The 18,853-nt window shown below is 61.2% G+C and carries 15 protein-coding genes; 5 read left to right on the top strand and 10 right to left on the bottom strand.

The window, feature by feature from the left end; translation table 11 throughout:
• Nucleotides 1-177 precede the first annotated feature (177 nt).
• The 3 genes from plsB to AC1RR7_RS27135 are packed head-to-tail and all read left to right on the top strand — an operon-like array spanning nucleotide 178 to nucleotide 3,845.
• Complete coding sequence (gene plsB, locus AC1RR7_RS27145; RefSeq protein WP_102621434.1) at nucleotides 178-2,682, top strand: glycerol-3-phosphate 1-O-acyltransferase PlsB; 2,505 nt, start codon at nucleotides 178-180, stop codon at nucleotides 2,680-2,682.
• Nucleotides 2,683-2,733: 51 nt separating this feature from the next.
• On the top strand, nucleotides 2,734-3,132 hold the full coding sequence (locus AC1RR7_RS27140) for a YbaY family lipoprotein (protein ID WP_096819642.1): 399 nt from the start codon (nucleotides 2,734-2,736) through the stop codon (nucleotides 3,130-3,132).
• 23 nt (nucleotides 3,133-3,155) lie between these two features.
• Nucleotides 3,156-3,845: a DUF4197 domain-containing protein gene (locus AC1RR7_RS27135; protein WP_096819643.1), complete on the top strand. Its 690-nt coding sequence runs from the start codon at nucleotides 3,156-3,158 to the stop codon at nucleotides 3,843-3,845.
• Here AC1RR7_RS27135 and AC1RR7_RS27130 read toward each other — a convergent pair.
• The 3 genes from AC1RR7_RS27130 to AC1RR7_RS27120 all read right to left on the bottom strand — a co-directional run bounded on the left by AC1RR7_RS27130 (nucleotide 3,842) and on the right by AC1RR7_RS27120 (nucleotide 9,890).
• Entirely contained in the window at nucleotides 3,842-5,233 is a 1,392-nt protein-coding gene (locus AC1RR7_RS27130) for a Fic family protein (protein ID WP_273538765.1), read from the bottom strand. The two genes, AC1RR7_RS27135 and AC1RR7_RS27130, sit on opposite strands and share 4 nt — an antisense overlap.
• Nucleotides 5,234-5,714: 481 nt before the next feature.
• Nucleotides 5,715-8,783, bottom strand: coding sequence for an efflux RND transporter permease subunit (locus tag AC1RR7_RS27125; RefSeq protein ID WP_493071651.1), 3,069 nt, complete (start codon nucleotides 8,781-8,783; stop codon nucleotides 5,715-5,717).
• A 6-nt stretch (nucleotides 8,784-8,789) separates the two neighbouring features.
• Entirely contained in the window at nucleotides 8,790-9,890 is a 1,101-nt protein-coding gene (locus tag AC1RR7_RS27120; RefSeq protein ID WP_096819646.1) for an efflux RND transporter periplasmic adaptor subunit, read from the bottom strand.
• A gap of 94 nt (nucleotides 9,891-9,984) precedes the next feature.
• On the opposite strand from AC1RR7_RS27120, the gene AC1RR7_RS27115 reads away from it, so the two are divergent.
• Nucleotides 9,985-10,620 (top strand): TetR/AcrR family transcriptional regulator, encoded by a 636-nt coding sequence (locus AC1RR7_RS27115; RefSeq protein WP_102621438.1) that lies wholly within the window; start codon nucleotides 9,985-9,987, stop codon nucleotides 10,618-10,620.
• Nucleotides 10,621-10,665: 45 nt separating this feature from the next.
• Here the strand turns inward: AC1RR7_RS27115 and AC1RR7_RS27110 are convergent, their stop codons facing one another.
• Nucleotides 10,666-11,448 carry a class I SAM-dependent methyltransferase gene (locus AC1RR7_RS27110; RefSeq protein ID WP_085712818.1) on the bottom strand — a complete coding sequence of 261 codons (783 nt, stop codon included), beginning with the start codon at nucleotides 11,446-11,448 and terminating at the stop codon, nucleotides 10,666-10,668.
• Nucleotides 11,449-11,541: 93 nt separating this feature from the next.
• Here AC1RR7_RS27110 and AC1RR7_RS27105 point away from each other — a divergent pair, with 93 nt between their 5' ends.
• Nucleotides 11,542-12,156: an energy transducer TonB gene (locus AC1RR7_RS27105; RefSeq protein ID WP_102621439.1), complete on the top strand. Its 615-nt coding sequence runs from the start codon at nucleotides 11,542-11,544 to the stop codon at nucleotides 12,154-12,156.
• A gap of 12 nt (nucleotides 12,157-12,168) precedes the next feature.
• On the opposite strand, the gene AC1RR7_RS27100 is transcribed toward AC1RR7_RS27105, so the two are convergent.
• The 6 genes from AC1RR7_RS27100 to ppc all read right to left on the bottom strand — a co-directional run bounded on the left by AC1RR7_RS27100 (nucleotide 12,169) and on the right by ppc (nucleotide 18,728).
• Complete coding sequence (locus tag AC1RR7_RS27100) at nucleotides 12,169-13,005, bottom strand: isocitrate lyase/PEP mutase family protein (protein ID WP_102621440.1); 837 nt, start codon at nucleotides 13,003-13,005, stop codon at nucleotides 12,169-12,171.
• A gap of 33 nt (nucleotides 13,006-13,038) precedes the next feature.
• A complete protein-coding gene (locus tag AC1RR7_RS27095) occupies nucleotides 13,039-13,899 on the bottom strand; it encodes a DUF72 domain-containing protein (RefSeq protein WP_493158785.1) in 861 nt (286 codons plus the stop codon).
• The gene (locus tag AC1RR7_RS27090) at nucleotides 13,899-14,207 is read right to left on the bottom strand and encodes a hypothetical protein (RefSeq protein WP_102621442.1); all 309 of its coding nucleotides are present in this window, start codon (nucleotides 14,205-14,207) and stop codon (nucleotides 13,899-13,901) included. The genes AC1RR7_RS27095 and AC1RR7_RS27090 overlap by 1 nt, the downstream gene beginning before the upstream one ends.
• Before the next feature lie 173 nt (nucleotides 14,208-14,380).
• The gene (gene tsaB, locus AC1RR7_RS27085) at nucleotides 14,381-15,055 is read right to left on the bottom strand and encodes a tRNA (adenosine(37)-N6)-threonylcarbamoyltransferase complex dimerization subunit type 1 TsaB (RefSeq protein ID WP_493158784.1); all 675 of its coding nucleotides are present in this window, start codon (nucleotides 15,053-15,055) and stop codon (nucleotides 14,381-14,383) included.
• Between the two features lie 94 nt (nucleotides 15,056-15,149).
• On the bottom strand, nucleotides 15,150-15,797 hold the full coding sequence (adk, locus tag AC1RR7_RS27080) for an adenylate kinase (RefSeq protein ID WP_192559892.1): 648 nt from the start codon (nucleotides 15,795-15,797) through the stop codon (nucleotides 15,150-15,152).
• Between the two features lie 300 nt (nucleotides 15,798-16,097).
• Nucleotides 16,098-18,728, bottom strand: a complete 2,631-nt coding sequence (gene ppc / locus AC1RR7_RS27075) for a phosphoenolpyruvate carboxylase (RefSeq protein ID WP_102621453.1) — start codon at nucleotides 18,726-18,728, stop codon at nucleotides 16,098-16,100.
• Nucleotides 18,729-18,853 lie beyond the last annotated feature (125 nt).

The raw sequence follows: 18,853 nt of genomic DNA, 5'->3' as shown, positions 1-18,853 counted from the left end.
TCAGCCTGCGTCCGACGTCCATAAAAGGGCCCCGGCGACAGAGCGCCGAGTATATGACAGGCGACAAAACTCTCAACAGGAGATTACTTCGCCGCTTTTTTGCCGATTTTCGAGTAATCCGGCAAACTGTCGACCGCCCGAGCAAACGCTCGGTTTATCCACTCATGCAGAAGCCGTATGACCCGTTCCCCGTTCCGCCGTCTTGTGTTTGGCACCTTGCGCCGACTGTTGTATCTCTGGGTTCGCTCCGAGACGATCAACCAGTCGTCGTTCACCCTCAACCTCGACCGCAGTCGTCCGGTGTTCTACGTCCTGCAAAACCCATCGCTGACTGATCTGGCGGTGGTCGACACCGAATGCACCAAGGCCGGTTTGCCGCGCCCGGTGCTGCCGGTGTCAGTCGGAAATCTGCTGGAGCCGGCGGCGTTCTTCTACCTGACGCCGGACCCGGACTGGCTCGGCCGCCAGGACAAGCGCGGTGCGCCGCCGACCCTGACCCGACTGGTCAGCGCCCTCAGCCAGAATGCCGCCGAAGACGCGCAGATCATTCCGGTCAGCGTGTTCTGGGGCCAGTCGCCGGACAGCGAGAACAGCCCGTGGAAATTGCTGTTCGCCGACAGCTGGGCCGTCACCGGGCGCCTGCGTCGCCTGCTGAGCATCATGATTCTGGGCCGCAAGACCCGCGTGCAATTCTCCGCACCGATCCATCTGCGCGAACTGATCGAACACAACAAGGGCCACGAGCGCACCGTGCGCATGGCCCAGCGAATCCTGCGGGTGCACTTTCGCAATCTCAAGGCTGCGGTGATCGGCCCGGACATTTCCCACCGCCGTAACCTGGTCAAGGGCCTGCTCAACCAGCCACTGGTCAAGCAAGCGATCCTCGACGAAGCCGAACGCGAAAACATCTCCCCGGAAAAAGCCAAGGCCCAGGCCCTGCGCTATGGCAACGAGATCGCCTCGGACTACACCTACACCGCGATCCGTTTTCTGGAAGTGGTGCTGAGCTGGTTCTGGAACAAGATTTACGACGGGATCAAGGTCAACCACATCGAAGGCGTGCAGAAGGTCGCCCAGGGTCACGAAGTGATCTACGTGCCGTGCCATCGCAGCCACATCGACTATCTGCTGCTGTCGTACTTGCTGTTTCGCAACGGCCTGACCCCTCCGCACATTGCCGCCGGGATCAACCTCAACATGCCGGTGATCGGCAGCCTGCTGCGCCGTGGCGGTGCGTTCTTCATGCGCCGCACGTTCAAGGGCAACCCGCTGTACACCTCGGTGTTCAACGAATACCTGCACACCCTGTTCACCAAAGGTTTCCCGGTCGAGTACTTCGTCGAAGGTGGCCGCTCGCGTACCGGCCGCATGCTGCAACCGAAAACCGGGATGCTGGCGATCACCATGCGCAGTTTCCTGCGTTCGTCGCGGATGCCGATCGTGTTCGTGCCGGTGTACATCGGTTACGAGCGCGTACTTGAAGGTCGTACCTACCTCGGCGAACTGCGCGGTGCGAGCAAGAAGAAAGAGTCGATTTTCGACATCTTCAAAGTCATCGGCGCGCTCAAGCAGCGCTTCGGCCAGGTGGCGGTGAACTTCGGCGAACCGATCAAGCTCGCGGAATTCCTCGACAGCGAACAACCGGGCTGGCGTCAGCAGGAACTCGGCCCGCAGTACAAACCGGCGTGGCTCAACGAAACCACCAATCGCCTCGGCGAGAAAGTCGCGCAGCATCTGAACGAAGCGGCGGCGATCAACCCGGTGAATCTGGTGGCGCTGGCGCTGCTGTCGACCACCCGGCTGGCGCTCGACGATCGGGCCATGGCGCGGGTGCTGGATCTGTACCTGGCGCTGCTGCGCAAAGTCCCGTACTCGCCGCATACCACGTTGCCGGAGGGCGATGGCCGGGCGCTGATCGAACACGTGAAGGACATGGACCTGCTGTCCGAGCAGAATGATGCGCTGGGCAAGATTCTGTATCTGGACGAGCAGAACGCCGTCCTGATGACTTACTACCGCAACAACGTGCTGCACATCTTCGCCCTGCCGGCGCTGCTGGCGAGCTTCTTCCAGAGCGCCTCGCGCATGAGCCGCGAACAGATCCTGCGCTACACCCGCGCCCTGTATCCGTACCTGCAATCGGAGCTGTTCATCCGCTGGACCCTGGACGAACTGGACGCGGTGATCGATCAGTGGCTGGAAGCGTTCGTCGAACAAGGCCTGCTGCGCTTCGAAAAAGACGTGTACCTGCGCCCGGCACCGAGTTCGCGGCATTTCGTGCTGCTGACCCTGCTGTCGAAGAGCATCGCCCAGACTCTGCAACGCTTCTACATGACCGTGTCGTTGCTGCTCAACGCAGGCCAGAACACCATCAGCGCCGAAGAGCTGGAAGACCTGTGCACGGTCATGGCCCAACGCCTGTCGATCCTGCATGGCCTGAACGCACCGGAGTTCTTCGACAAGAGCCTGTTCCGCCACTTCATCCAGACCATGCTCGACCTCGACGTGTTGCGTCGCGACGAAGCAGGCAAATTGAGCTATCACGAACTGCTCGGCGAACTGGCCGAAGGCGCAGCCAAACGGGTATTGCCGGCGGAGATTCGTTTGTCGATTCGTCAGGTGGCGTTGCATCGCAGTGAAGATGCAGCCGATCAGCCCGCCGCCCCTGCGCAGAGCGACTAAATTCCTACAGGCGCCAGGCTTCTTCTGGCGCCGTCGATACGGAGATTTCCGATGAAAAAACTATCCCTGCTGGCCGCCGCCACATTGCTCAGCGCCTGCCAATCGACCTCGCCAGCCGGCAAAGCCAGCCTCGACGGTGAAGTGTTCTACCTGCAACGCATCGCCCTGCCACCGAGCGCAACCTTGAGCGTAAGCCTGCAGGACGTCTCGCTGGCCGATGCTCCGGCGGTAGTGCTCGACGAACAGAAAGGCCCGGTCAAAGGCCAGGTGCCGCTGCCGTTCCACTTGAGCTACGATCCGGCCCAGGTCAAACCCGGTCACCGCTATTCGGTCAGCGCACGCATCGAAGTCAACGGCGAGCTGATGTTCATCACCACCGAAAACCATGCCGTGCAGCTTGATGGCAAGGATCCGCAGCCGCTGAAGATCCGCGTCGACGCCGCCCGCTAATTCTTTTGAACAAGGAAGCTTTCATGCTCCGTCCAACCCTTCGCTTCGCCGGCCTGTGCGCGGGCCTGATGATCTCCGCCAACGCTATGGCCCTGTCACTGAGCGACCTGTCGCAAGGCGACGCCACCGGCGGCCTCAAGGACGCCCTGACCCAAGGTGCGCAACTCGCCGTCAAACAACTCGGCACGCCGGGCGGCTTCAGCAATAACCCGGACGTGAAAATCGAGCTGCCGGGCAAACTCGGCAAAGTCGCCGGCAAGATGAAAGCGTTCGGCATGGGCGCCCAGGTCGATGAACTGGAAACCGCCATGAACAAGGCCGCGGAAACCGCCGTGACCCAGGCCCAGCCGATCCTGGTCGATGCCGTGAAGAAAATGAGCGTAGCCGACGCCAAAGGCATCCTCAGCGGTGGCAACGACTCCGCGACGCAGTACCTGGACAAATCCAGCCGCGAGCAGATCCGCGCCAAGTTCCTGCCGATCGTCAAACAGGCGACCGACAAAGTCGGCGTAGCGCAGAAATACAACGCCTTCGCCGGCCAGGCTGCAACGTTGGGCGTAGTGGATGCAAAAAGCGCCAATGTCGAAAACTACGTCACCGAACAGGCACTGAACGGCCTGTTCGAAATGATCGGCAAACAGGAAGAAACCATTCGCAAGAACCCGGCCGCTGCGGCGACGAGTCTGGCGAAGAAGGTGTTTGGCAGCCTCTAGGCCGACGCTGCACGGGAGCGAGACAACTCGCTCCCGTCCTTTAACTCTCTGGCTGGACTGCGTAAAAAGAACACCCACTCGCTGCCCATTTTCCTTTTCTCGAAGACCTGCAACTCGACCAGCCCATTCAGGGCTGACATCGACGTGCTGCAAGAACAGCCCAAGTGCTCCCCCACGTTGCTCGCCGTAAATTCCTTCGCCACTCCACTCTTGGCCACCTGATACAGCGCCCGCTGCTTTTGCGTCAGCCGCTCGAAAAAACCCGACGCCATCAGCCACCGCTCAAAGTCTTCCGTGTACGCCAGGCTTTTGCGGTAGACATCCGTGAAGCGACTGACTGCACGCTGAATCACCGAACACTGAAACTCGATGAAATACGTCAGATCCAGCTCATCGGCCTCGCTGTGCAAATACGACCGCCCGTACTTCACCGGTGCGTTGCGCAGCAAAGGACTGATCGCAATGTAGCGAAATGCCGAAAACTCGTGCTTGAACATGAACCAGTAGAACAGCGCCCTCGCGACCCGTCCGTTGCCATCGCGAAACGGATGTTCGTAGCCCAGAGAAAAATGCAGCGTGATCGCCTTGATCAACGGGTGCAGGTAGTCCCTTTCTTGAGGTGAACCGAGTGGCTGATTGATCCAGCGTACAAGCCTCTGCAAACGCATCACCAGCCCGACAGCCGGCGGCGGTGTATGCACCGTGTTGCCCTCGCCATCCTGTACCACCACTTCATCGTTCGTCCTGAAAAAACCGGGACTGTATTGCGCGTCATCGATCCCCTCGACGCCCACCCGATGCATTGCCGCGATCAAGTCGACGCTCAAGGGTTGGTAACGGTTTTCCCAGGCGAAATTCATCATCCTGTAATTGCCCATGACCATGCGCTCATCCGGTGTGCGCGGCTGCCGTTGATACTTGAGCATGTCCTTGGCAACTCGCGTGGTCGTGGCCGCACCTTCCAACTGGCTGCTGGCGATCACTTCGTCTTCGATCAGATCATTGAGCAAATAACTGAAATGCGACCGTTCGCCAATCTGCCCGGTCATGCATTCCAGCGAAGCGGAAGTCGTCTGCAGATCGACGGCCGAAAGGGTTTTCCGTGCCGATGGCGTCAGCAAATACTTGCCCCACTGCGGCGGCTCGCCCAACGGCAGGAGATTGACGTACTGCGCAGCCCTCGCCCTCTTCACCAACGCCCAACACAAACGAGCATCCAGCCCCGGCGCCCAGCGATAGCGCAAATCCTCAAAAGGCAAATAACGCCCCCGATCATCAAGAGGCTTGAGCAGCGCCAGATAATCCACCAGATGCTGCTTGTGAGGCGCCCGCGCCAACAAATCGAATACCGGATCGGACCGTCCTTTCAATACCGGCGGCTTCTTCACAAAAAACCTCTCGATCACTCATAAAAACAGAGGATCGAGTACAACACCCAAGACCGGACGTCCTCAATATCAGAGAATTCTGAAAAAGCTGTAGGAGCCCCCACAACCCACAACCACTCAAACACAATGAGCGTTAGCTCGAGTACCGCTCTTGACGTGCCGGCCCCTTCGGCAGGCTGAGTGGAGGGATTTATCCGGGGGTAGGCGCGAAGCGCCGTTCGACGCAGTCGAACACATCGAGAGGAGGTGCAGCGAAGCAAACCGGAGGCGATGCCCCCGGATGAATCCCGGAACGAAGGAACACCGAGCCAAAGCGAGGTGCCGAACGCCGGGGCCCAGCCTTTTGCTTACTTTTTGGCGTTTGAAAAAGTGAGCCGCTGTAAGAGCGGAACCGCCAGCGGCAGCACCCGAAGCAACGGATATTCACAAAGAACACCCAGAGCCTGGCCGGCCCGCAGGCCGCCACGCTCAACAAACCAAATCACCCGTCCCGACGAACCCGGAACCAAGCCGCATACAACGCCGGCAAAAACAAAAGCGTCAGAGCCGTCGCCACAATCAACCCCCCCATGATCGCCACCGCCATCGGCCCGAAAAACACACTGCGCGACAACGGAATCATCGCCAGCACCGCCGCCAGCGCCGTCAACACAATCGGCCGGAACCGCCGCACCGTCGCTTCGATGATCGCCTGCCAAGGCCTGAGCCCCGCCGCGATATCCTGCTCGATCTGATCCACCAGAATCACCGAGTTGCGCATGATCATCCCCGACAGCGCAATCGTCCCGAGCATCGCCACAAACCCGAACGGCTGACGGAACACCAACAGAAACAGCGTCACCCCGATCAACCCCAGCGGCGCCGTCAGAAACACCATCGCCGTGCGCGAGAAACTGCGCAGCTGCACCATCAGCAACGTCAGCACCACGACAATGAACATCGGCACACCGGCATTCACCGACTTCTGCCCACGCTCGGAATCCTCGACGGTACCGCCGACATCCAACAGGTAACCGTCAGGCAACTCAGCCCGAATCGGATCAAGTGTCGGCATGATCTGTTTGACCAGCGACGCCGGCTGCTCCTTGCCGTAAATGTCCGCACGCACGGTCACGGTCGGCAGCCGGTTGCGGTGCCAGATGATGCCTTCCTCGAAGCCATATTCCAGCGTGGCAATCTGCGACAGCGCAACGCTGCGACCGTTGTCGGTCGGCACCGCCAGACTCGGCAGCAGCGACAGTTCGGTGCGTTCATGCACGGTGCCGCGCAGGAGGATTTCGATCAACTCGTTGTCTTCGCGGTACTGGCTGACGCTGGAACCGGTCAGCGAACTCTGGAGGAATTTCGCCAGATTCGCCGTGCTCACACCCAGTGCCCGGGCGCGATCCTGATCGATGTTCAGGTACACGACCTTGCTCGGCTCTTCCCAGTCCAGATGCACGTTCACCACATGTGGATTCTCGCGAACCTTGGCCGCGACTTTCCGCGCCAGGGCCCGGACTTCTTCGATGTGCTCGCCGGTGACACGGAACTGCACCGGATAACCGACCGGCGGGCCGTTTTCCAGCCGCGTGACCCGCGAGCGCAGGGCCGGGAATTGTTCGTTCAAGGTATCGATCAGCCACGTACGCAGCGCCTCACGCTCCTCGATGGTTTTCGCCAGCACGACGAACTGGGCAAAGCTCGCCGCCGGCAGTTGTTGATCCAGCGGCAGGTAGAAACGCGGCGATCCGGTGCCGACGTAGGCCACGTAATTGTCGATGCCGGCGTGATCCTTGAGCATCGCTTCCAGTCGCTTGACCTCGGCGGTGGTGTTGGCCAGCGAAGCGCCTTCGGCCAGTTTCAGATCGACCATCAGCTCCAGCCGGTTGGAGGCCGGGAAGAACTGCTGCGGGACGAACTTGAACAGCATCACCGAGGCGACGAACAGCCCCACCGTCAGCACGATCACCGTTTTGCGCCGACGCACGCACCATTCCACCAGCCGTCGAACCCGCTGGTAAAACGGTGTGGCATAAGGGTCCGGATGTCCGTCCCCCGAACCGTGTTTGGCGGCGTGAATTTTCGCCAGATCCGGCAGGAGTTTTTCCCCGAGGTACGGCACAAACATCACCGCCGCCACCCAGGAAGCGAGCAACGCGATGGTGACAACCTGGAAGATCGAGCGGGTGTATTCACCGGTGCCGGACTGCGCGGTGGCAATCGGCAGGAAGCCTGCGGCAGTGATCAGCGTGCCGGTGAGCATCGGGAATGCAGTGCTGGTCCAGGCGTAACTGGCCGCCTTGATCCGGTCGAAACCCTGCTCCATTTTGATCGCCATCATTTCCACGGCAATGATCGCGTCGTCCACCAGCAAGCCCAGCGCCAGCACCAGCGCACCGAGGGAAATCTTGTGCAGGCCGATACCGAGGTAATACATGCAGGCGAACGTCATCGCCAGCACCAGCGGAATGGTCAGCGCCACCACCATGCCGGTGCGCACGCCGAGGGAGAAGAAACTCACCAGCAACACGATGGCCAGCGCTTCAACCAACACTTGAACGAACTCACCGACGCCACTTTTCACCGCCGCCGGCTGATCGGACACCTTGCGCAACTGCATGCCGGCCGGCAGGTTTTTCTGGATGCGGGAGAATTCGACTTCCAGGGCCTTGCCCAGCACCAGAATGTCGCCGCCGTCCTTCATCGCCACCGCAAGCCCGATCGCGTCTTCGCCCATGAAGCGCATGCGCGGTGCCGGCGGATCGTTGAAACCGCGCCGCACATCAGCGACATCAGAGATACGGAACGTACGATCACCGACGCGGATCGGGAAGTTCCTGATCTCGTCGACTGTCTGAAAATTCCCCGAGACCCGTAGCTGCAATCGTTCGCTGCCGGTTTCAAAGAACCCGGCGGTGGACACTGCGTTCTGCTCTTCAAGCGCCTGCTGAACGGCTGCCAGCGGCAGGCCGAGCGTGGCTAGTTTGACGTTGGACAGCTCGACCCAGATCTTCTCGTCCTGCAGCCCGAGCAGATCGACCTTGCCCACATCCTTGACCCGCTGCAGCTGGATCTGGATGCGGTCGGCATAATCCTTGAGCACGGCGTAGTCGAAACCGTCGCCGGTCAGCGCATAGATATTGCCGAACGTGGTGCCGAACTCATCGTTGAAAAAGGGGCCCTGAATCCCCGGCGGGAGGGTCTGGCGGATGTCGCTGACCTTCTTGCGCACCTGATACCAGAGGTCCGGAATTTCCACCGAATGCATCGAGTCGCGGGCAATGAACGTGACCTGGGATTCGCCGGGACGGGAGAACGAGACAATGCGTTCGTACTCGCCGGTTTCCATCAGTTTCTTTTCGATGCGCTCGGTGACCTGACGCGAGACTTCCTGTGCCGTGGCGCCCGGCCAGCGGGTCTGGATGACCATGGCCTTGAAGGTGAACGGCGGGTCTTCGCTCTGCCCCAGCTTGGTGTAGGACAAGGCGCCGACGATGGCCAGCAGAAGCATCAGGAACAGTACGATCTGGCGATTACGCAGCGCCCATTCGGAAAGGTTGAAGCGCATCGGGCCTTACTCCTTGTCCGCCAGATTGACCACACGGTTGGAGCGATCCACGGGACGCACCTGCTGCCCTTCCAGCAGCACATGCACGCCGGCGGCCACTACCCAGTCGCTGGCGTTGAGGCCTTCGAGCACCGGCACGGTTTTCTCACCGAACGGACCGATGCGCACGGGCGTCTTTTTCAAGGTGTTGTTGGCGCTGACGACCCAGACATAGGTCGCGCCGTTTTCGGCGGTCAGGGCCGAGAGCGGCACCGACAGCGGGATTACGTCGGCGGTCTGCACGAATACCCGGGCGCTCTGGCCGAGTTCTGCCGGGACTTTGCCGGCGGTGAATGAAATGCGCGCGGCGAAGGTACGGGATTTCGGATCGGCGGCCGGTGACAGCTCGCGGATCTGCCCGGCGAAGCGCTGGTTCTGTTGAGTCCACAGCTCCACCGACACTGGCTGGCCGACCTTGAAGCGACCGAAGCTCTGTTCCGGCAGGCTGATCAGTACTTCACGCTCACCATCGGTGGCGAGGGTGAAAACGGTCTGCCCGGCGGCGACCACTTGTCCGACCTCTACCGAGCGTTTGGCGACCACGCCATCCTGTGGCGCACGCAGCACGGCGTAACTGGCCTGATTGGTCGAGACGTTGAATTCGGCTTTGATCTGTTTGAGGCGGGCTTCGCCGGAGCGGTAGAGGTTTTCGGCATTGTCGTAGGCCGAGCGGCTGACCATCTGCCGTTCCATCAGAGTCTTGTAGCGGTCACGCTCGGCGCGCACCAGATTCAGATTGGCTTCGGCGGCAGTGACCTGGGCGCGGGTGGCTTCCAGTTGCAGGCGCACGTCCTGCGGATCGAGTTCGGCCAGCGGCTGATCAGCCTTCACGCGCTGGCCTTCCTCGACCAGTCGTCGGCTGACTTTGCCACCGATACGGAACGCCAGATCCGGTTCATACCGGGCACGAACCTCGCCCGGATAACTTTCCATCGCCTGCGCCGAAGGCTCTGGCTGCACCACCATGGCCGGTCGCACGCTGACTTGCGTCACCTCTTCCTTGCCACATGCCGACAATAAGAACGCCAGAGTGACTGGCACCGCAAAGGACAACGCATGGCGGAACATGGTGAAGGACCTTTCGCTAAGGAGGCTTGGAATAATTATACTGACCGGTATGTTATTAATAGCAAACTCACCAGTCCAGTATTAAAAGCGAAGAATGTCGAACAATCTTTCAGCTCCAAACGGCCCCGGCCGCCCGAAGGATCCGGCCAAGCGCCAGGCGATTCTCGAAGCGGCGAAAATCCTGTTCCTGAGTCACGGCTATGCCAACACCAGCATGGACGCGGTGGCCGCCGAGGCTGGCGTGTCGAAGCTGACGGTCTACAGCCATTTCAATGACAAGGAAACGCTGTTTTCTGCCGCCGTCGTCGCCAAATGCGAGGAGCAATTGCCGCCGCTGTTCTTCGAATTGCCGGATGGCATCGCGGTGGAAAATGTGTTGCTGAACATTGCCAGAGGCTTTCATCACCTGATCAACAGCAACGAGTCGGTGAACCTGCATCGCCTGATCATGGCGTTGGGCAGTCAGGATCCGAAGCTGTCGCTGATCTTCTTCGAGGCCGGTCCCCAGCGCATGGTGCAAGGCATGGAGCGCTTGCTGCGGCGGATTCATGAAACCGGCGTGCTGAGCATCGACAACCCGCACAACGCCGCCGAGCACTTCTTCTGCCTGATCAAGGGCGCGGGGAATTTCCGGCTGCTGTACGGCTGCGGTGAACCACTGACGGGCGAGGCAGCGGAAAGCCATGTGCAGGAAGTGGTCGAGCTGTTCATGCGGGCCTATCGCCCCTGAAAACAAAAATCCCACGCCATGCGTGGGATTTTCTTATGCGGCGACTCAGGCCTTGAGCGCTTTCTTCGGGTAAATGTCATAGCGACTGGACTTGCCGTCCAGCGCATGACTCGGCTTCGGCCCTTCGATGCACGGCGCCTTGCGCGGGCGCTTGACCACTACCCGGTGCGTGGCCAGCGCCAACGCCGCTTCCAGCAGGGCCGGCGCATCCGGATCATCGCCCACCAGCGGACGGAACAGGCGCATTTCCTTCTTCACCAATGCGGTTTTCTCACGGTGCGGGAACATCGGGTCGAGGTAGATCACCTGCGGTGGCTCGCCCTCCCAGTTACGCATCACGTCGATGGAGTTGCCCTTGAGCAGCGTCATCCGCGCCACGATCGGCGCCACGTCGAAATCTTCCGCCGCGCGGGCCAGGCCATCCTCCAGCAAGGCGCCGATCAGCGGCTGGCGCTCGATCAGGCTCATCTCGCAGCCCAGGCTCGCCAGCACGAACGCATCTTTCCCGAGCCCCGCCGTGGCATCCAGCACCCGCGGACGCACACCCTGGGCGATGCCGACCGCCTTGGCGATCATCTGACCGCTGCCGCCGCCGTACAACCGACGATGGGCCGCGCCACCCTCGACGAAGTCGACCCTCACCGGCCCCGGCGCATCCGGCCCCAGTTGTTGCAGTTGCAAACCCTGCTCGCCGACCTGCAAGGCGAACTCGCCGTCGGCCACCTGCAATGGCAGATTCAGGCGCTGCGCCCACTGCTCGGCCTGCGCTTCGAACGTCGGGCCGAGGGCTTCGACATGGATGCGGCAGGCCGCGGGTTGCTCAATCATGGAAAACACGCTCAAAAAAGTTAAGGATCGGCAAAAACCGCCGATAACCCAATCAACGCGCATTTTGCCAGAGCTGAGCGTCAACCGAAAAAAATGTCAGGCATTCTTCCCACATCGATTGGCTACATCTCGCCCCATGGCGATTTCAGCCGTCAAAACACTCAAGCACTGAGCGGCGTCAGTCACCTGTGGCAGGATTTCTTTGCCCAGGCGATGGCCGAGCAGTCGAGTGATGTGGTGCCCGCCTGCGGCACATTCCCACCGGTTGATCTCGATAGCCCTGAAGAACCAACCGTCGGCAGTGAACTGCACGCCCACATCATCGACCAGCGCGAATGCAACGTGGTGGAAACCCCGGTTCGCCCGCCTGAGCCGCTGTTCCTGCCGATTGCCGAAATCGACATGACACTGGCCGAGCCGTACCCTCCGTTCCCGCCTGAAGCCATCAAGACTCAGCAAAAGCAGCAGGATTTCGACAGCAGCTGGGTTCGTCCGGTCGTGATCAACAACGGCCAGCCGATTCCGGAACCGGGCCCTGCCCCGCAGAAAAAGCCGTTGTACCTGCCGATTGCCGAGTTCGACCTGGATCTGCTGCAGCCTTACCCGCCGTTCCCGCCGGAAGAAATCGTCGAACAGCAGAAAGCCCTGGACTTCGATAACGGCTGGGTGCGCCCGATCGTTCAGCAGAACCTGCGCATCGCCGCCTGATCCCGCCTCTCCTTAGCCTTTGAAAAACTGATTGGCCTTGGCGTACGGCATCGAACGCGAGGTGAAACCGAACGTGCCCGATTGCTGGATTTCCTCGGCAGCCCGGAAAAACTCGCCAAACGCCGCCAGAGCCAGCGCCGAGCCGGTGCTGATCCGCTTCACACCCATTTCTTCCAGCTGCTGCACGGTCAGTTTCAGGCCACCGGACATCAATACGTTGACCGGTTTCGGCGCGACTGCGCGCACCACCGCCAGGACCTCTTCAGCCGTCCTCAGACCCGGAGCGTAGAGCACATCGGCGCCAACCTCGGCAAAGGCCTGCAAACGGCGAATGGTGTCGTTGATGTCCGGATTGCCATGCAGGTAGTTTTCCGCGCGAGCCGTCAGGGTGAAGGGAAACGGCAGCGTGCGCACCGCTGCAACCGCGGCTTCGATCCGTGCCACGGCGTGTTCGAAACAGTAGATCGGCGCGTCCGGTCGGCCAGTGGCATCTTCGATCGAACCACCCACCGCACCCGCTTCAGCTGCGCGAAGCAGACTTTGTGCCGATTCAGCCGGCGCGTCGGCAAAACCGTTTTCCAGGTCCACCGCCACCGGCAGATCCGTGGCTGCGGCAATTGCCCGAACATTGTCCAGAGTCTGTTCGAGCCCCAAAGCGCCATCGGGTTTGCCTTGGGAAAACGCATAACCGGCACTGGTGGTCGCCAACGCCTGGTAGCCCAGGCTGGCGAGCATCTTCGCCGAACCTGCGTCCCACGGATTGGGAATCACGAAAATCCCGGGACGTTCATGCAGGGCTTTGAAGGCTTCGGCTTTACGGGCTTGTTCTTTGCGGGCTTGGGCGTCCATCGGCAGGCTCCTGGGCAGGAAAAAGAATCCGCCTCAGAGCAGGCCAAGTTGCTCGGCAGCGGGCTCTCTGTATAGCTCAGGCAGGGACGGCAGGCCAGGCAAACGTTGCATCAGTTGTGCATGGAAACGTTGCGCGAGCTTCGCCGCCAGAAGGTTATCGGCGGTGTGCAGGAAGATGTACGGCGTGCGCCCTTCTTCGATCCATTCGGCGATTTTCGCCACCCACGGCACCAGGAACGGGTCGTTGGCTTCAAGCTCGGGATGGCCGATGAAGCGCACCTGCGGAAACTGGGTGAACGCTGCCGGACGGGTTGGCACCCGGGGCTTTTTCGATTGGGCGTGGATCACCGAAGACTCGGTGGACAGACAACTGAACAACGCGCGCGGATCGAGGCAGATGCGCTCCACCCCGCGATCCAGCAGCAGACGATTGAGCAGGCGTTCACTTTCGCCCTTGGCGAAGAACTGTTCGTGCCGCACTTCCACCGCCAATGGCCGATCAAACGCGTCGATGAAGGCTGCGAGCTCTGGCAGACGTTGCGGAGTGAAGCTCTTCGACAGTTGCAGCCACAGCGGCGACACACGCTCGCCGAGAGGGCTGAGTAACCGGATAAAGGTTTCGGCGGCGGTCAGTTGATCGCGCAGATCGCCGCTGTGGCTGATGTCGCCGGGGAATTTTGCGGTGAAGCGAAAGTGCTCGGGCATGACCTCGGCCCAACGCTGCACGGTGGCCGGCGAGGGGCTGGCATAGAAGGTCGTGTTGCCTTCCACGGCGTTGAACACTTGCGAATAGAGACCGAGGAAATCAGAGGTCTTGGCCTCTACCGGATACAGATACTCGCGCCAGGCGTTTTCACTCCAGGACGGGCAGCCGAGGTAGTAAGGCAGATCCATCAGATGTAAAGGTCGAGGCCCAGCACGTCTGCGTCCCAATCGACAAAACCGGCGGTGCTCAGGTAGCTGGCCAAGGCCATGGCCACGCTTTTCTTCATCGCACGGTGATAAATCATGTCTTGTTGGCGGGCGGGCAGATTGCTCAGGCGTTGCGCAGCGTTTTTGGCAGCACGGGCGGCCAGTTGCGCCTCGGTGGGGAATTCCAGCTCGCCGTCGATATCCTCGACGGACTCATCCAGCGCCGGATTGCCTTTGCGAGGCTTGCGCTTGATGGGGTAGGACTGAGTGGAAACGCCGTCTATACGCATAAAGTCATGCTCGGTATCGATGATGGCAATTTAGCGGCACCTGACCGACTTAGCAAATCGCCGAGTGATAACTAGAACACATAAAAGACAAAAGGTTTAAAGCGGGGCGTTGGAAACTGACGATTGGCAGGAGCTGGCGGAACCCTGTGGCGGGTGCCACAGGGAGATTGTCTTCAGCGGGCTTTCGGGGTGGCCACTTTATCGCGCAGGTAAACCGGCTGGGCGTCGTCTGCCGGGATCGACTCACCGCGCGCCCAGGCGAAGCGGGCCAGCGTCAGCAGGTCTTCGGCATGGGGCAGCATGCCCGCGTCGGAACCGCTCAGATTGACCGCGATGCGCTCGCCGTAGCCCCAACCGGTGCCGGCACCGAACCAGTCGCCAGTCGCATCGTCCGGCAGCGCGGCGACTTCCGGCGGCAACACCGCTTCGGTGCCGACCAGACGCATCTCCCCGGCCGTCTCGCGATAGCAGCCCCAATACACTTCATCCATGCGCGCATCGATGGCCGCCGCGACCTGGCTCACGCCGTGTTCGCGATAAGCACGTTGCGCCAGCACCGCCAGATTCGACACCGGCAACACAGGGCGATCCAGCGCAAACGCCAGGCCTTGCACCACGCCGATGGCGATGCGCACACCGGTGAAAGCGCCCGGGCCACGACCGTAGGCGATAGCGTCCACGGCTTGCAGCGTGGTGCCGGCGTCGGCCAGCAGTTGCTGGATCATCGGCAGCAGTTTCTGCGCGTGCAGGCGCGGGATCACCTCGTAATGGCTCGTGACCTTGCCGTCATGCAGCAAGGCAACGGAGCAAGCTTCAGTCGCGGTGTCCAGGGCCAGCAAGGTGCTCATCGATGTGTCCGTAAATCAGGTGGGGAAAAAGTGCGCCAGTATAAACAACTACGGCCCGCAAGCGGGCCGTGGATGATGCAGCGGATCAGGTTTTTCAGCTCAGCGCTTCAAGAACCTTGGCAGTGATCGCTTCAACCGAACCGACACCCGGGATGTGGCTGTACTTCGGCTTGCCGTTGGCAGCCGACAGCTTCTGGTAGAAATCCACCAGCGGCTTGGTCTGCGAGTGGTAGACCGACAGGCGATGACGCACGGTTTCTTCGGTGTCGTCCTTGCGCTGCACCAGCTCTTCACCGGTGATGTCGTCTTTACCGGCAATTTTCGGCGGGTTGTAGACGATGTGGTACACGCGACCGCTGGCCTCGTGAACGCGACGACCGGCGATACGCTGAACGATCTCTTCGTCTTCAACAGCGATTTCAACCACGGCATCCAGCTCGACACCGGCAGTCACCAGCGCTTCAGCCTGAGGAATGGTGCGCGGGAAACCGTCGAACAGGAAACCGTTGGCGCAGTCAGACTGAGCGATGCGGTCCTTGACCAGTGCGATGATCAGGTCATCCGACACCAGGCCGCCGGCATCCATGATGCTCTTGGCTTGAACGCCCAGCGGAGTGCCGGCCTTGACCGCAGCACGCAGCATGTCGCCGGTGGAGATTTGCGGGATGCCGAATTTCTCGGTGATGAACTTAGCCTGAGTACCTTTACCGGCCCCGGGAGCTCCCAGCAGAATGACGCGCATTAGATGTGCTCCTCAATTTTTTTATAAAAAGCTTTTGCAAAACAACGGATTCGCCTCATGGGGCGAAATCCTGGAAATAGGGTCGTGACCGCCCAAACGGCCAGAGGCTGACCAAGATACACAGCAGGCTGCGCCCACACAAGACGCCAAAAGTCGGAGAAACCGGCGCCTGCCGCGACCTTGCGACGCGGTTCCCCAAGTCGCAACCCCATCACTAACTGTCGCCTGACCGCATTTTCCCCACGATCGATAAACGGCACCCGACGCTTGCCCCGGGTGCCCCGCCCCACGCAGAAAACCTTAGCCGGTATTTCGCAAACCGGCGGCAATCCCCGCCACAGACACCAGCAACGCCTGTTCCACCGGGCTGCCCTGCTCGACATTCTGCTGCCGCGAACGCGCCAGCAGCTCAGCCTGCAATAGATGCAGCGGGTCGAGATAGGTGTTGCGCAGACGGATGAATTCGAGGGTGTCCGGGCTATGTGCCAGCAGTTGCGACTGACCGGTCAGGCCGAGGACCACGGAACATGCCTGCGACAATAGGTCGCGTAAGTGCACACCCAAAGGTAACAAGTCCGACTCAACCAGTCGCTCGTCGTAGGACAGCGCAATGTCGGCGTCAGCCTTGGCCAGCACCATCTCCAGCATGTCGATGCGCGTACGGAAAAACGGCCACTGCTCGCGCATCTGCCCCAGCAATTCGCCTTCGCCACGCGCCAGCGCCTTGCTCAACGCGGTTTCCCAGCCGAGCCAGGCCGGCAGCATCAGGCGGGTCTGGGTCCAGCCGAAGATCCACGGAATCGCCCGCAGGCTTTCGATACCACCGGCGCGGCGCTTGGCTGGACGGCTGCCCAACGGCAAACGTCCCAACTCCTGCTCTGGCGTTGACTGGCGGAAATACTCGACGAATTGTGGGTTTTCCCGCACCACGGCACGGTAAGCGGCGACACCGTCGGCGGCCAATTCGTCCATCAGATGTCGCCATTCCGGCGTCGGTGGCGGCGGTGGCAGCAAGGTCGCTTCGAGCACGGCAGCCAGATAGAGATTGAGGTTTTGTTCGGCGATGTCAGGCAGGCCGAATTTGAATCGAATCATTTCCCCCTGCTCGGTGGTGCGGAAACGCCCGGCCACCGAACCCGGCGGCTGCGACAGGATCGCCGCGTGAGCCGGGCCGCCGCCACGGCCCACGGTGCCACCGCGACCGTGGAACAGCAGCAGTTCGACTTGCTGCTCGCGACAGATTTCCACCAGCCGCTCCTGCGCCCGATATTGCGCCCAGGCCGCCGCGGTGGTGCCGGCATCCTTGGCCGAGTCGGAATAGCCGATCATCACTTCCTGCGGGCCTTGCAGGCGCGCGCGATAACCCGGCAGCAGCAACAGGCGCTCGATCACCGGGCCGGCGTTGTCGAGGTCGGCGAGGGTTTCGAACAGCGGCACCACGCGCATTGGCCGCAGTACGCCAGACTCTTTGAGCAGCAGTTGCACCGCCAATACATCGGAGGCAGCGCCGGCCATGGAGATCACGTAGGAGCCCAGCGAAGCGCCCGGCGCGGCAGCGATTTCCTTGCAGGTGGCGAGCACTTCGGCAGTGTCCGCCGAGGGTTTGAAATGCGCCGGCAGCAACGGCCGACGATTTTGCAGTTCGCGGGTCAGGAAGCTGATGCGTTGTTCTTCGTCCCAGTCTTCATAGCGACCGAGGCCGAGGTAATCGGTGATTTCGGTCATGGCCGCGCTGTGTCGCGACGAATCCTGACGCACATCGAGGCGCACCAGGAACAGGCCGAAGGTCACGGCCCGGCGCAAGCAATCGAGCAACGGCCCGTCGGCGATCACGCCCATGCCGCACTCGTGCAGCGAGTGGTAGCACAGCTCCAGCGGATCGAGCAGGTCGCGGTTGTTGTGCAACACATCGGCCGGTGCCGGAGTGGTCGCCGCCAAAGATGCATGGGCCCAGTTGCGCGTGGCGCGCAGGCGCTCGCGCAATTGCTTGAGCACGGCGCGATAGGGTTCGGCGCTGTCGCCGGCCTTGGCCTTGAGCGATTCGCTGGCCTGTTGCATCGACAGTTCAGCCGCCAGGTGATCGACATCGCGCAAATACAAATCTGCTGCCATCCAGCGCGCCAGCAACAGTACTTCGCGGGTCACGGCAGCGGTCACGTTCGGGTTGCCGTCACGGTCGCCGCCCATCCACGAAGCGAAGCGGATCGGCGCAGCCTCCAGCGGCAAACGCAGGCCCGTGGCGGCGAACAGTGCCTGATCGGCCTTGCGCATATGGTTGGGAATCGCCTGCCACAGCGAGTGCTCGATCACTGCAAAACCCCACTTGGCCTCGTCCACCGGGGTCGGCCGGGTGCGGCGGATTTCTTCGGTGTGCCAGGCTTCGGCGATCAAACGTTGCAGGGTGTTCTGGATCTGCTCGCGCTCGGCGCTGGTCAGGTCGCGGTGATCCTGGGCCGCCAGTTGCGCGGCGATCGCGTCGTACTTCTGGATCAGCGTGCGCCGGGCCACTTCGGTCGGGTGCGCGGTCAGCACCAGCTCGATTTCCAGTCGCGACAACTGTCGGGCGAGGGAATCGGCGCTGTGCCCTTCTTCACGCAGGCGGGCGAGCAATTCCGGCAGCACCCGGGACTCGAACGGTGCGGCCTGCGACTCTTCGCGGCGATGAATGAGCTGGTACTGCTCGGCGATGTTCGCCAGGTTGAGAAACTGGTTGAACGCCCGCGCCACCGGGAGCAACTCGTCTTCGCTCAACTGATTAAGGCTGGCGCTGAGCTCCGCATCCATCGAGCCGCGTCGGTCAGCCTTGGCGCCCTTGCGAATCTGCTCGATCTTGTCGAGAAACGCCTCGCCGTACTGGTCACGAATGGTGTTGCCCAACAGCTCACCGAGCAGGTGAACGTCTTCGCGCAAGCGTGCATCAATATCGGTCATCAGCATCTCTCCAGCAGTAATCGGTGACGGATCGCAAGTGAGTGGATGAACAGAGAGTGCCGCTCTGGGACGCTTCTTACAAGCAGACGACGAAGGGACTTTAAACCTTGAGGCTTGAAGCTAGT

Source organism: Pseudomonas sp. GW821-FHT11G12 (assembly GCF_058808055.1).
Note: the sequence above shows the minus strand (reverse complement) of the source record. Positions and strands in the feature narration are given on the sequence as shown.